At 54.6% G+C, this 13,468-nt stretch carries 10 protein-coding genes and 1 pseudogene; all 11 read left to right on the top strand.

Annotation, left to right across the window (positions count from 1 at the left end; genetic code table 11):
• Positions 1 to 47 precede the first annotated feature (47 nt).
• Positions 48 to 833 carry a hypothetical protein gene (locus G442_RS0118930; RefSeq protein ID WP_026399203.1) on the top strand — a complete coding sequence of 262 codons (786 nt, stop codon included), beginning with the start codon at positions 48 to 50 and terminating at the stop codon, positions 831 to 833.
• Positions 833 to 1,969, top strand: coding sequence for a hypothetical protein (locus G442_RS24165; RefSeq protein ID WP_051292559.1), 1,137 nt, complete (start codon positions 833 to 835; stop codon positions 1,967 to 1,969). Before G442_RS0118930 ends, G442_RS24165 begins: the two co-directional genes overlap by 1 nt.
• Positions 1,969 to 2,415 (top strand): hypothetical protein, encoded by a 447-nt coding sequence (locus G442_RS23515; RefSeq protein ID WP_051292560.1) that lies wholly within the window; start codon positions 1,969 to 1,971, stop codon positions 2,413 to 2,415. The genes G442_RS24165 and G442_RS23515 overlap by 1 nt, the downstream gene beginning before the upstream one ends.
• The gene (locus tag G442_RS23520) at positions 2,405 to 2,602 is read left to right on the top strand and encodes a hypothetical protein (RefSeq protein ID WP_035376951.1); all 198 of its coding nucleotides are present in this window, start codon (positions 2,405 to 2,407) and stop codon (positions 2,600 to 2,602) included. The genes G442_RS23515 and G442_RS23520 overlap by 11 nt, the downstream gene beginning before the upstream one ends.
• Positions 2,603 to 3,020: 418 nt before the next feature.
• Complete coding sequence (locus G442_RS23525; protein WP_035376966.1) at positions 3,021 to 4,892, top strand: Hint domain-containing protein; 1,872 nt, start codon at positions 3,021 to 3,023, stop codon at positions 4,890 to 4,892.
• Positions 4,893 to 5,569: 677 nt separating this feature from the next.
• Complete coding sequence (locus G442_RS23530) at positions 5,570 to 6,070, top strand: lysozyme (RefSeq protein WP_051292562.1); 501 nt, start codon at positions 5,570 to 5,572, stop codon at positions 6,068 to 6,070.
• Entirely contained in the window at positions 6,067 to 6,756 is a 690-nt protein-coding gene (locus G442_RS0118965) for a hypothetical protein (RefSeq protein WP_026399204.1), read from the top strand. The genes G442_RS23530 and G442_RS0118965 overlap by 4 nt, the downstream gene beginning before the upstream one ends.
• Before the next feature lie 93 nt (positions 6,757 to 6,849).
• Entirely contained in the window at positions 6,850 to 7,038 is a 189-nt protein-coding gene (locus tag G442_RS0118970) for a hypothetical protein (protein WP_035376952.1), read from the top strand.
• A gap of 61 nt (positions 7,039 to 7,099) precedes the next feature.
• Entirely contained in the window at positions 7,100 to 7,240 is a 141-nt protein-coding gene (locus G442_RS26390; protein WP_246789553.1) for an SMR family transporter, read from the top strand.
• 465 nt (positions 7,241 to 7,705) lie between these two features.
• Entirely contained in the window at positions 7,706 to 12,808 is a 5,103-nt protein-coding gene (locus tag G442_RS26005; protein ID WP_084440734.1) for a glycosyltransferase, read from the top strand.
• Between the two features lie 88 nt (positions 12,809 to 12,896).
• Positions 12,897 to 13,468: pseudogene (locus G442_RS26395) on the top strand (IS5 family transposase); the annotation flags it as partial.

The raw sequence follows: 13,468 nt of genomic DNA on the forward strand, positions 1-13,468 counted from the left end.
TACAGGCGACCGATCAGGTCGTCACATTCCAGATTCTGGTGTGATCAATGCAAAATTGCGGTTTTGGCTGGCGAAATCGCGTCCTCGACGCGACGCCTGTCGCCAGCAACGCGACAGTAGGCTCTCTGCCTGTCACGAACCTGCAGAATCCCTATGGCGCCGCGAGCCTCGGGTTTCGCAGCCTGATCGAAAAGGCGGGCGACAGCGCCAGTTTTACGATGACGCTGCAGGCGGCCGCGACGTGGCGGGTGTTTAGCCTGCACCGGACCAACCTGCCCGAGACGGGCGCGCAGTGGCGGATTCAGGTGAGCAACGGCGGAACGTCGGTCGTCGACACCTATGTCATGGCCTGTCCGGTCTCGGGCGGCCAATGCGTATGGGCATTACCGAACGACGTCACGGGCGACGCGGTCACGATCACCGTCTGGCCGCGCACCGACCCGGGGACGTGGGTCGACATTCCCCTGGCGTATGCCGGGCCGTTGTGGTCGCCCGCCCGCAATTTCAGCAGCGAGAGCACGGCCGATCGCGTGCTGGGGCAGGACAGCGTCGTCTCGCTGGGCGGTCAGGAGTTCGTGGCGACGCGCTGGTTTCAGCGCAGGCTCACGATCGCGCATCAGTCGCTTGGCGACGCCGACGCGACTGTCGTCGAGCAGATGCTGCGCGTGGCGGCGACGGGACGAAACATCCTGTTCCTGCCTGATCCTTCGGCGGATGCGCTCACGCTTGCGCAACGTGGTCTGTTCGGACGCCTGTCGGGCGGCGAGATCTCCAATCCCTTTGGCGCGGCCGACCGGCACGCCATCACCCTTGAACTGACGGAACGGCTCTGATGCCTGCACAATTGGGAAATTTTGTTCTGGAGACGACGACGTCTCCGGGGACGGGGACGTTCACCCTGAACGGACCCGAGGCGGACCGGCGCAGTTTTACGCAGGCGTTTCCGTCCGGCGGTTCGGTCTTTTACTTCGCGGACGACGGATCGCAGGCGGAGTGGGGAACCGGCACGCTCTCGGCGGGATCTCCGGCGACGCTCGCCCGCACGAAAATCCTCGGCAACACGGCCAACACGACGGCGGCGCTCAATTTCGGCGGAACGGTTGAGGTTTACAGCGAAATCCCGGCCGAGCGCCTTCTTATTCTTGAAGAGGATGGAGGGCTGAACCTGCCAGCCGGCATGGCTACCAAGGGCCAGATTACCGCAAGCCAGTTCAACGCGACCGTTCCTGGAACGGGCTTCGGTCAGAGTGCGGCAATTTACTTTCTGTCGACATTCGCGTCCGCTCCGACGCCTGACTACGGGCCTCGCTATGTGGGGCGTATCGACGGGACGTATGTTCAGGAAGCGTGGGGCAATGAGGCGCTGCGCGTCATCCTGTCGCAAAATGAGGCGTCACAGGAACTCGAAGTTTTCAGGTTTCAGGCGTCAACAGTTTACGCTTTTAAGCCCTTCTGGCTCGGAGTTGTGCCCGATGCGGGAGACAGTTCGCAACTGGCGGTGTCCTCCAGCTGGGTTCGCGGGCAGGGCTATGCGACGCAGACATGGGTGAATGCGCAGGGTTACGCGACGAATGCGGGCATTGCGGCCGCGAATTACGCGACGCAGGGGTGGGTGAACAGCCTGGGGCTGATCACGGCGAGCGGCGTCGCCCAGAACTACGTCGCAAAATCCGACTACGCCAACGATTTCGCCACCGGGACCGCCAGCGTGATCCGGACGGTCGGTAACAAGGTCATCCAGATGTGGTCTGCAAATGTTGGACCGGGAACGCGCGTCAACTATCCGATCGCGATGTCGTCGCTAGGCTCGCAGCCGATCGGCGTCGCCTATTCCGCCAATGGCGCGGGGTCCGGCAGCTGGGTCAACTGCTACGCAGCGGATAACAGCGGCTTTACGGCGACGGCGTTCGGGTCGGACGGCAGCACGCGGACATTGACAATCACCTTTTTGATCATGGGGGTTTTATGATGGCGGAGATCGACGTCCGGACTGTCTATCCGAACCGGTTTTATGCGTCGTGCGACCTGTTGGCGGCGCAGCCCGCGCCTGTGACGGGCTGGTGGGATGCGTGGGGCATGAGCGATCCCGCCGTCGCGCCGCCGGTCGCGGATCTGGTTCCGCTGACGGCGGATCAGTGGAACGGCCGCCTGACGGGCGGATGGGGCGTGCAGGGCGGCGCGCTGGTCGCCATGACCGAAGAGCAGCTGGCGAAGGCGGTTCCTCTCGCGATCCGGGCGGGCTTTGCGCTTACGGCGGCGCAGAATGTCGTCTGGGCCGAGTACGGGTCACTGGGCGACGCGGTTCCGGGCGCGTGGATCTCGTATCAGAAAGCGCTGAAAGCGATCGTCGACGGGTCGGATACGGCCAGCACGACGCTGCCTGCGTCGCCAGCGGGGGGCAGCGATGCCGGATAACGTCGCGACGAAAGAGGACATCGCCAGACTCAAGGACGAAACCGACGTGCAGCTGGGCAGGATCTGGAGCGAACTGCGCAAGCTCAATACAGCCGAGAGCAGGCGCGCCGCCATGAACGGGGCGCTGCTGATCCTCGGCTCCGCCATCGGAAGCGGAATCGTCAACGCTCTGCAGCACGGGCGGTGATTGTTATTTGCTTTATGTGTTATAAAGGAAACGATAATTAAATATTGATCGAGACGATATGGAGTGGCGTAAACGATATCACAAATCCGTGAACATTTATAAATCAATGGAACTCTGGTTATTCCTATTTTCTGTCGAAATTGGGGCGGCGCTAGTATCGATTTTAGAAGAAAATTAAATTTATCAATGATATCAATCGTTTATTCTGTAGAATAATTGTAATTTAGTATTTTTTTAGCGTATAAATCAAAAAACAGCACAGGTGATTTATTAAATATATCTGAAAAAATTTACAGCAACACATCCAAGTATAAAAACTCTTTCGAAATGAAACTGTTTGGAAAAGACTAATTTCTATGGCGCTGCCGGCGTTCATCTGAAGCCGAATTCAGAGATTTCTCTTCAAGAGGGTATTGCTATGGCTACGACGACAACAACAACCAGCAGTGGTGTAAAATACGTTGTAACATCAAACTATACACTTGGGGTTTTAACGTCATGGAATGTCACGATCACTGACCCGGACGGAACTACGGCTTACACTGGGACGCTCTATCCCGGTGTCCTGGGCGTTCTTCAGACCGGCTACGTGGCCTCATCCACCGACAGCGCAATCAGCATTGCAAACTTGCTTGTAGGCGCGACTTACATCGTGCCGGCGGGCGTGACGTCTGATGTGGACATTCTTGTCTCTCTGGGGGCGCTCTATCCGACGACGATCTACGTGGGTGGGACAGCGACGATTTCAACGCTGTTGACCGCGCTCAGCGGGCTCGTCATCGATGTCGACGGAGGCACGGCGACTCTCAACAATGGATTGCTGGCTAATGCCCTTTCCGGCACGACTGTCAATATTACGAATGGCGGCACGTTCTCTGGTGGCACGTCTTTGATCACAGCGCTTTCCGGGACAACGATTCACTTCGGAACAGGCGGCGGCACTTTCATCCTGAACGCAGGGGCGTCGCTGCTGAACCTGTCGAGCACCACTATAACGGGTTATGACCCGTCAAAAGACACTATTGAGTTGGAAAATACCGTTGCGACAGTATCGTACTACACAATAACTGGGTCATCGACGGTAAAAACGATAACGCTCTACGGTTCGTCCGGAACTGAAATAGCATCATACAGCGCGACGCTCGCCAGTGGTGTTACGCTGACAAATAACACGTATTATATTAACGGAAGCACAAGCAATCCTCTAAAAATTACTTATTCAAGTAATAACACTTACGTGGGAGCCTGCTTTCTTCCCGGATCGATGATCCGTACGCCGTCTGGCGACGTGCCTGTAGAGGACGTCCGTATCGGAGACATCGTCACCACATTCGACTGGCGCAGCGGTCTGGAAAGAACGTCTGGCGTTACATGGGTCGGCAGTAAAAGCGTTTCTGTAAACGGCACTCTTCGGAAAGATGAAGCTGGATACCCCGTGCGCGTTCTGAAGAGCGCGATCTCGCAGGGTGTTCCTTATAAAGATATGCTGGTCACGGCGGAGCATTGTCTTTTCTTCGAAGGAAAGTTTGTTCCAGTCAGAATGCTGGTTAATGGAAAAAGCATTTTTTACGATACGAGCATTGAAAACTATACGTATTATCACATCGAGACGGAGCCGCACGCGGTCATCTGGTCCGACGGTATGCTGACGGAGACGTATCTGGACACCGACAACCGACATCTCTTTCGGCAGCATGGAAAAGTCTCGACAATGGCCGGTCGCACCCGCTCCTGGGAACTCGATGCTGCTGCGCCGTTGGGTGTGGAACGCGCGGTTGTCGAGCCGATTTATCGTGCGCTCGACGCTCGCGCGCCTGTTGTGGCGGAAAACCCGATCGAAAACGAAGTATTTTTGGAGAGCGATCCTGACGTCCGCCTTATGACCGACAGAGGACGGATTCTGAGGCCTCTAAGGCGGGTTGGCGAGCATTACTCTTTCATGATCCCGTCTGGAGTGAACGCCGTAAGAATCATGTCACGCACAAGCCGCCCGAGCGATGCGATCGGCCCCTTCGTCGATGACAGGCGTGAGTTGGGCGTTCTGGTCGGCAATATTATGAAATCGTACGCTGATAAGGTTGAGGTCATCGATCAGCACCTTGAGACCCCGCTTCTGGACGGCTGGCACGGACTGGAAGGGGGACGAGGTCGCTGGACGGCCGGAGCAGGAAATGTGTCTGTCGCTTCCCACCTTTCCAGTGCTCCCTTTATTCTTTCCGTAGAGGTGATGGCCGCTGGCCCCTATCTGGCGTTCACTGACGTAGTTAGCCTTGAACGCAGAAGTGCATAAATAAAGAGCGTCTGGCATCCGAGGGGAGTCGCGTGACGTCGACTTCCTGGCAGGTGCCAAAGGAGGTTTTATAGTTCTCCGATGTATCGCCTGAATGTCGATGCATTAGTCAGCCGCCCTTTGGGCGGCTTTTTTTGTGCCCGGAGCATCAGATGAATGACCCGCTGCAACTCGCGGCCGATCTCGCGCGCCGCTGTTCCTCGGCTCCGCCATCGGAAGCGGCATCGTCAACGCTCTGCAGCACGGGCGGTGACACGGGCTGATGGAAAATTCTACGTCCACACCGTTAATGAACGCAGCGCCGCAACGCCCTGATGCGGCCGACGCCTGTCAAAACAAAGGATCAAGTAAGTGCACGATATACCGAGAGCCATTTCTCGGCGGTTTCCATGCGCCTCTCGTCTGCATGAAATTGGTAATTCTTTGCCACGTTCGCGCGCAATCGATCTGCATCAGAAGGCATCCATCCGTCTTCTATAATGCGAAGCAGGTAGTCGGGATCGGTGGAGTGTAATGGCATCGTCCGCCCTTTCCGTTATTGGCGTCTTTTTGAATTGACGATTTATTAACGATGTAGTCGGGCGGGCGTCAACCCTGCACGCGCACGTGCGTAAACGCCAGTCGCCTCCCACACACAGCCGCCCTCTGGGCGGCTTTTTTTATGCCCGGAGCATCAGATGAATGACCCGCTGCAACTCGCGGCCGATCTCGCGCGCCGTTTTGAAGGGCTGCGCCTGCGTCCCTATCAGGATCAGGCCGGCTACTGGACCATCGGCTACGGCAGTCGCGCATTGGCCGACGGGCCCGCCGTCTCCCGCACGACGCAATCGATCAGCGCGGCAGAGGCCGATGCGCTGCTGACGGACCGCCTCGCCGTCGTGCAGGGCAGGGTTCGTCAGCTGGTCACGGCGCCACTGACCGCCGGGCAGGAAGCGGCCCTGATCGACTTTTCCTACAACCTCGGGACCAGCGCCCTCGCCGGATCGACGCTGCTCCGGCTGCTGAACCAGCGCGCCTACGTCGCGGCTGGCGCCGAGCTTGCGCGCTGGAACCATGTCCGGATCGACGGCCGTCTCGTCGAATCAAACGGCCTCACCAACCGCAGACGCGCCGAACTGGCGCTGTGGAACACTCCCTCACACTCGCAGCCATCTGGCCGCGTGAAAGCACTCTCATGAATTTCGAGAAGGTCGGCGCGTATCTGCGCCAGCCAACGTCCCTGTTCGCCCTGGCGGACATCCTCGGCACGCTGGTCGCGCTCTGGTTTGGCGTGCTGCCCGAAGGCGTCGCCTGCGCGCTGCTGACGGCGGCGCTGCCGCTGCTCGCCAGCGACAACAGCGCCGTGGTCGGGCGTATTCTGGCCCAGCGCAACGATATGGCGGCCGCCGTCCACGCTGTCGCCACACATAAGGATATCGGCCCGGCCGCGGTGAAGATCATCGCCGACGCGGTTCCGGCCGGGGCTCTTCTCGCCGGCGTCGCCGCGGCGAGCGTGCAGGCCGAGACGTCCACGGCGGCGCGCGTCTCCGGGGTGGCGCCGGTCGCTGCCCTGGTGATCGGGCTGTCGGCTGTATCGCTGACGGCGTGCGACAGTTCGGCCGATCAGGTCGTTCAGCGACAGCAGGCCGTCTTTGCGCTGGATCTTTCCTACGCGGCGGCGGCTCAGGTGGCTGCGGCCTATGAGCGGAATCCGGCTGCTGATCCTGCGGCCAAGGCGAAGATGAAGCCTGCGTTTCAGACGGCGCATGACCAGATCGGCCCGCTCGTCGACGCGGCGCGCGCAGGAGATCCGCTGGATCAGGCGGCGATCGAGGCTGCGCAGGATGCGCTGCAGGCCGCCCGCGCTCTTCTGCCGGCGAGCTGATCGGCGCAACGGGCTCAGGCCCTTTCGTTTACCGGGAAAACGGCTCGCAGGAGTTTCGTTTTCCCGGCCTCATTGTAACAGGGAAAAATTAACATGAATCAGGAATACGTCTCGATCGCCGTGGCCGCCGTTGAAGGGCTTGTGCAGATCACGCCCGTCGTCGTCGAGGACATCGTCGCCCTGCTCAAGCCTCTGAAAGAGGGTCGAGCCCCGACCGATGCGGAGTGGGCCTTCGCGCGCAGGCAGCTCGATGACGGGAATGCGGCCTTACAGGCAGGGTGAGATCTGTCAAAGTGTTCTTTCCCGACGCCGCGCGAACGCATGTGTGGCAAGGAGGTCTCCATTGACCCGATTCGCTACTGTCTTAGAAGTCGTCTGGGCGCCCGCAATGAAGCAGTCGCTTGGATGTTACCGGTTGTGGGCAAGCATGACCACCATCGTCGGCATGGCTATGAGCGCAGGACTGCTGTCTTGGTCTATGTGAACACTACCGCTGGGAACTGCCTACAATGTATGGACAGGCATAGAGGCTATCGGACAAAATGTCTGGCCAGTAATGATCGCGTTTTCCGCTATTGGGGCGCTTTTCTCTTGTCTGCTCCATTCTGGTTGAGGGGACCGGCCGCTTTTAGGGGGGGGCGGAACGTCCGTAGTGGAATGGAGGGAGGTGAATAGGAGATATAATGCCGGCATAACAACAGCCAACTATAGTTCATTTAAACCCAATAAACGGTCCGAATAAATATTTCCACATCTCGTCACGCTGTAAATGTTTATCTTTCTCTGTCTTTTGGGTAGGCCGAAAATAGAACTACGCTACATTGGAATAGGTATACTATAGAAAAAACCTGAGGACCTCTGGTGTCTGCGGATTGAACCGCCTAAAAGTGACGATGAAGCCGTCTCTCTTGGCGAGCTCAAGGTCTAAAAATTGTAGTAGGGCTCGGTAGTGAATATTTTCGATAACAGGCATGAAGTTGATCCTGCGGACACTGTTGCAATCAATCTCTTGGCGAGTGACAAACTGGACGTAGCGTTTAGACGTGGAGACCGTCTGGATCACGGAAGTGCATGGTTCGGCCACATCCCATTCGCGCATTGGCTAATACATTCATTAAGGCCTAACATACTTGTAGAGTTGGGAACGCATGCGGGAATTTCATATTCAGCGTTCTGTCTTGCAGTTGAAAGCGAGCGGTTAGCGACAAGATGCTTTGCAGTTGACACGTGGAAGGGCGACGAACACGCTGGATACTATGATTCTGATGTTTATGAGAATCTAAATAAATACAACGAAAATAACTTTGAGCATTTCTCAAAGTTGCTTCGGTGTACATTTGATGAAGCGTTGAGTAAATTTGATAATGAAACAGTGGATTTGTTGCACATAGATGGCCTTCACACGTATGAGGCCGTCAAGAAAGACTTTGAATCGTGGAAGCCGAAACTAACGTCGCGAGCAGTTGTGCTTTTTCACGATACCAGCGAACGAAAAGATGATTTTGGCGTTTGGCGTCTATGGCGTGAACTGACAAAGCAATACCCGTCGTTTGAATTTTTTCATAGCCATGGGTTAGGCGTTCTGTGCGTTGGCGATGATATGTCCGATGGGCTACGAGCGCTTACTTCATTATCAGGAACGGAAGTGTCTCGGCTACGTTCTCACTTCAGTCGGCTTGGTGAGCGATGGCAACTTGAGGCTGAAGCAAATCAGCTTCGAGAAGGGGTCCGCGTTAGAGATGTCCACATACGCAACATAGAATCAGATGTCCATTCCACAAAAGCCGAGCTCGCACGTCTGGCTGAACAAATTGTTGTCGAACAAAATAAATCTATACAAAGTGAAGGTATTGTTTTAAAAACAGAAGAAAAACTTAATAAGTTACAAATCGCAGCAAACCAGGCTGAACTTGAGGCAGTCGCGGCTATGCGGGATGTCGCTAAAGCAGATCAAATTTCAACGTCTTTACGGATTGAAATCGCGGCGCTCCGCAGTCCTAATCAAGTCAACGAGCAAGTGAAGACTCTGCAGCTGGAATTGGCATCCGCCTTTGTACAGGAGAGCGCCAATTTAATTCGCTTGAACGAAACATTGGACGAAGCGAATAGATTGCGCGGCGAGTTGGCGCAAACGGTAGTTCAAAGAGACACGGTGCTCGCCTCGACTGCGTGGAAAGCCACTTGGCCTGTGCGCTGGACAATGAGCAAGGCCCCGAAGACGCTAAGATGGCATGGTCGACGGGCGCTAAAGGCTATCTGGTGGTCAGTGACTCCGTGGAATATCACACGTCGCCTCCGGGTTCGGCAAGACCTCCTCGCGCGGACAGAATCACCGTTACCGTCTACTCCCAACGTAGCAAATGCGTTTGCGGCTCCGCGTGTTGGTAGTGCATATGCAGAGTGGATTACTCTTTATGAGAGGCCCTTTATTGTTGAAAACGAAAGAGCTGTGACAATTGCTCGATTCTGCTTTCTTGTTCCAGAATTTGCTGGTGTCTCTTCTCTTACTGATACGTTGCGTTCACTTGCAGCCCAACAGCGTTATGAATGGCGGGTCGTAATAGGCGTAATGGCGGGAGAATCGATCTCCTTACCCGAGGACCTCGCGTCGATACTTGATCGTGTAATACAGATTCGATTTGATCGTCCATTAGACCGTGGCGGAAAGTTACAAAAACTGTTGAACGCGGCGGACGGCGAGTGGATATCAGTTGTCGATTCGGGAGATATCTTGGCAGAAGATACGCTGGAAGTATTGCAAAGAAATTTGACTCATAATCCTGAAGCAAAAATCTTCTATTGTGATGAGGACCAAATCGATGCAAACGGAGAAAGGTTGTCGCCGCGCTTGAAACCTTCGTGGTCTCCCGAGATGCTTCAAGCTTATAATTACTTCGGCCGCTTAACATTTATTTCGACAAATTTAGCAAAAAAGTCGGGAGGTTTTATAGAAGGACACGCTTCTGGATCTGAGTGGGGACTAAATTTGCGCGCGGCGTCGATAGCTGGTCGCAACCCTCAGACTATCGTGCGAATTCCACGGATTCTTTGTCATTGCCGGGCAGGAGATAATAGGGATCGTCCAGATCCCAATAGTTCCGATGCAGCAGAGCACCGGTTTGTGCTGCAGGAATATTGGCGAGAGGAGGGTATTGCAAATGCCAAAATCGCAACTCAGCCGGATGGAACACAGCGATCAGATTGGAGCATCGAGAATCCACCCTTCGTTTCGATCATAATTCCAAATAGAAATAGTGTTGATCTCCTCAGTATGTGTATGTCAGGGATTTTATATTCGACTACATATAAAAACTACGAGATAATTATAGTCGAGAATAATTCGAATGATCAGCAAATTTGGGATCTGTACCGCCAACTGGAAGAGCGGGACAATGTTCGGGTGTTGCGTGCGGATGGCCCATTTAATTATTCGAGATCGTGCAACAAGGGTGCTTCGATAGCGCGCGGTGATTTTCTTCTATTTCTAAACAACGACATTGAAGTGGTAGATGAAAATTGGTTACACGAGCTTGTTCGGGTAGCTATGATACCTGGTGTAGGTGTGGTTGGTACGCGGCTACGCTATCCTACTGGAGAGCTGCAACATGCTGGAGTCTCTCTGGGCATTCACCTTTATGGGCTGATGTTTCACAGAGGAGTGGAGCAGGAATGGGGAGTTTTTGGTTCTCCCAATCACACTAGAAATTGGCTCGCGGTGATGGGCGCGTGCCAGATGGTAAGGCGCCACGTGTTTGATCTGGTCGACGGATTTGACGAAGCCTACCGCATTGCAAATAGTGATGTGGCGCTGTCTTTAAGGGCAGGTCGCGCTGGTTGGAGAACTGCGTATACGCCTTTCGCTACCCTAATCCATCACGAAGGAATGTCGCGAGGTCGCTCAAATCCGGCGGAGGATATGGCGCGTGCGGCCAACGATGTATACAGACTCGGTTACGTCGAAGATCCTTATCTACATCCCGGGTTGAGTGCTCTGAGTCCCGTTCCTCGCTTACGCGGCGCAGGTGAACCGGACCTGAGAGAGCAGCTTCGCCTCGATATGGACAGATTTATTTCTGCGACTGGAGGACGTGAAGCGCCGCTTGACCTGTCTGACGATGGTCAGGTTGGGGCTGCGGCTGGTTTGCCTAGGGATATTATCCTCTGGCACCCCTCTCCAGCGGCCTTAATTGGCGACGTGATGTCCGCAGCACGCTGGGTTATCGATTTGCTGCGTACACGTGCGGATATTCGGATGCGCTTCCCACGAGCGCTTTCTGACGGAATTGAAGGGCCTTTTGCTCGATGGATAACTGGCAAGGAGGGGAGGGCGCTTGGGCTTTCGATTGAATCTCAAGGGTTTATAGCTGACTGCTTCGCGAAGGATTTGTCGTCACGTGTCCTGCAACTGTACTACTGGCGTGAGGATTTAAGAAAAGCATTTCCGCTTGGACTTCTTCCAGCAGGGCGTCGTGGCTTCAGCTCATGGTTGTTGCGTCACAGGCACGAGGGGGCTTTGGAAAGAGAAGAAGTCTGGTGGACACTTATTCTTATTTCAGAAAACCCTTCTTCTATGTTGGTTGAAACCTACCGCTTTACGCCGGCGTGGCAAGATGCCCACCCGGCCGGGTTAACAATTTTTGGATGTCAGAAGCTCGCGTCCTGGATTTCGGAATCTTATGGGATTCCGAGTGACACCGTCTGGTTACATCCTGATGGTTGGTCGTCCGGGCTAAAACCATCTGAACAAATTAGGCTCGCGTATGCTGCTTTTCCCGAGTGGAGATCTAAGCATCCTAATGCATTCAGCTCTGAAGTTAATTGCCTGCAATTCTTACGCTGGCTAGTTTCAGATGACGCGCGTTTACCTGAGGATGTGTGTGCTCAGTGCATCGAATGGATGAAAGTCGGAATTGAAAAGGATCTGATTCAAATAGGTGCAAGCGTAATTGGGCACTTTTGTTACCCTTCGGGCCTTCGCGTGTCAGCAGAAGCCATCGCCGATTCGATTGAGATCGTCGGCGGCTCGGTATCGAGGCGGGATGTTCGTACAGATGCTGGCGATGATCCTCACCACAGGATGTTTGGTGGTCTTGAGTCACATGATGTGACTATTATACACACACAGCCTGAACCGTTTTTTAATGACGCGTATCAGCGGGCTGATTTGGCTCAGAAGTTCCCTGGTGCATATAAGGTTGCATATTGGTATTGGGAGTTTGATCAGATTCCAGATTATTGGGCCACGACCGCTCAAAAAGTTGATGAGGTATGGACGGCAACAGAGTTTGTGGCGTCTGGCTTGCGTAAAAAGCTCAATGTGCCCGTCAAGACACTTTTTCCTGGTGTTCGAATTGGAAAATTTACTAGACGATCGAGGTCTGTATTTGGGTTAAAAGGAGAAGAGGGCGACCGCTTCTGCTTTCTGTTTTCGTTCCACATGGGAAGTATCATGGAGCGAAAAAATCCAATAGGACTTATCAAAGCGTTTCAAGCAGCGTTTCAGGTGCACGAGCCTGTAGATTTGGTAATCAAGACCACCTCTTTTGGTCGATTCGATACACAAGTGGCCGAATTACGACAACTTTCTCGTGGTTCAAATATAGTTGTTATTGATAAAACGATGACACCGGACGAAAATTTGGCTCTCATGGCGGCATGTGACAGTTATGTTTCTCTACACCGAAGTGAGGGCTTGGGACTTACGATGGCAGAGGCCATGTTATTGGGAAAGCCCGTCATAGCCACGGGATATTCTGGAAATATGGATTTTATGGACCATGAAAATAGTTTATTAGTTGACTATGAACTGGTTTCACTCGGGACCGAAATCCCTCCCTATAGTGCTTCTTATTATTGGGCAAATCCATCTGTAGAGCATGCTGCGACATTAATGCGCCGCTTATATGAGCGTCCCGAGGATGCAAAGTTGCTAGGTCGACGAGCCAAATTGGATTCAGAGCGCAGGTTGTCTCTGGAGAGCTCCGGACTGCGATTTAATCGTCGTTTAATGGAGATAAATGCCGCGCGTCGTGCCAGATTTGTGACCCAATGATAAGAAGCGTTCTAGGCTAAGAACCTGTTAATTCGTTGAACTGAGCGTGGCGTTGTGATTCACAGGCTTAACGAAGGAGATTGAGCCTGTGAGTAACATGTTTTTACTGTCTGAGAGCCAGATGGAGAAGATCAGGCCGCATTTTCCGCTGGCGCATGGGGCGCCACGCGTGGACGACCGACGGGCCCTGAGCGGGATTGTTTATGTGATCCGCAACGGCCTTCAGTGGAAAGACGCCCCGAAAGCCTATGGTTCGCACAAGACCTTGTATAACCGCTTCGTCCGATAGAGCCGTCTGGGCGTCTTTGACCGGATCTTTGTCGCCCTGACAGAGCAGGCTGGCCGGTCGAAGCGTCTGATGATTGACGTGACACGTCTCAAGGCTCACCGGACAGCGGCCTCCCTGCTCAAAAAGAGGCTTTTCCCCGCCATATCGGACGGACAAAAGGCGGCCTGAACTCAAAGCTGCATGCCGTGTGCGATAGTCAGGGCAGGCCTGTCCGCCTTCATCTGACAGCAGGTCAGGTCAGTGACTTCAAAGGCGCAGACGTGCTGCTGGCGGATCTCCCCAACGGGACAGAGGAAGTCATCGGCGGCAGGGGATACGACAGCAACCGGATCAGGCCGTCTCTGGCGGAACGCAACATCACTGCCTGTATT

The organism is Acetobacter nitrogenifigens DSM 23921 = NBRC 105050, from assembly GCF_000429165.1.
GTDB lineage: Bacteria > Pseudomonadota > Alphaproteobacteria > Acetobacterales > Acetobacteraceae > Acetobacter > Acetobacter nitrogenifigens.

Excerpts from the sequence above, each read along its gene's own strand:
- G442_RS0118930 (WP_026399203.1), top strand. The coding sequence starts at position 48 with ATGCAAAATTGCGGTTTTGGCTGGCGAAATCGCGTCCTCGACGCGACG.
- G442_RS24165 (WP_051292559.1), top strand. The coding sequence starts at position 833 with ATGCCTGCACAATTGGGAAATTTTGTTCTGGAGACGACGACGTCTCCG.
- G442_RS23515 (WP_051292560.1), top strand. The coding sequence starts at position 1,969 with ATGGCGGAGATCGACGTCCGGACTGTCTATCCGAACCGGTTTTATGCG.
- G442_RS23520 (WP_035376951.1), top strand. The coding sequence starts at position 2,405 with ATGCCGGATAACGTCGCGACGAAAGAGGACATCGCCAGACTCAAGGAC.
- G442_RS23525 (WP_035376966.1), top strand. The coding sequence starts at position 3,021 with ATGGCTACGACGACAACAACAACCAGCAGTGGTGTAAAATACGTTGTA.
- G442_RS23530 (WP_051292562.1), top strand. The coding sequence starts at position 5,570 with ATGAATGACCCGCTGCAACTCGCGGCCGATCTCGCGCGCCGTTTTGAA.
- G442_RS0118965 (WP_026399204.1), top strand. The coding sequence starts at position 6,067 with ATGAATTTCGAGAAGGTCGGCGCGTATCTGCGCCAGCCAACGTCCCTG.
- G442_RS0118970 (WP_035376952.1), top strand. The coding sequence starts at position 6,850 with ATGAATCAGGAATACGTCTCGATCGCCGTGGCCGCCGTTGAAGGGCTT.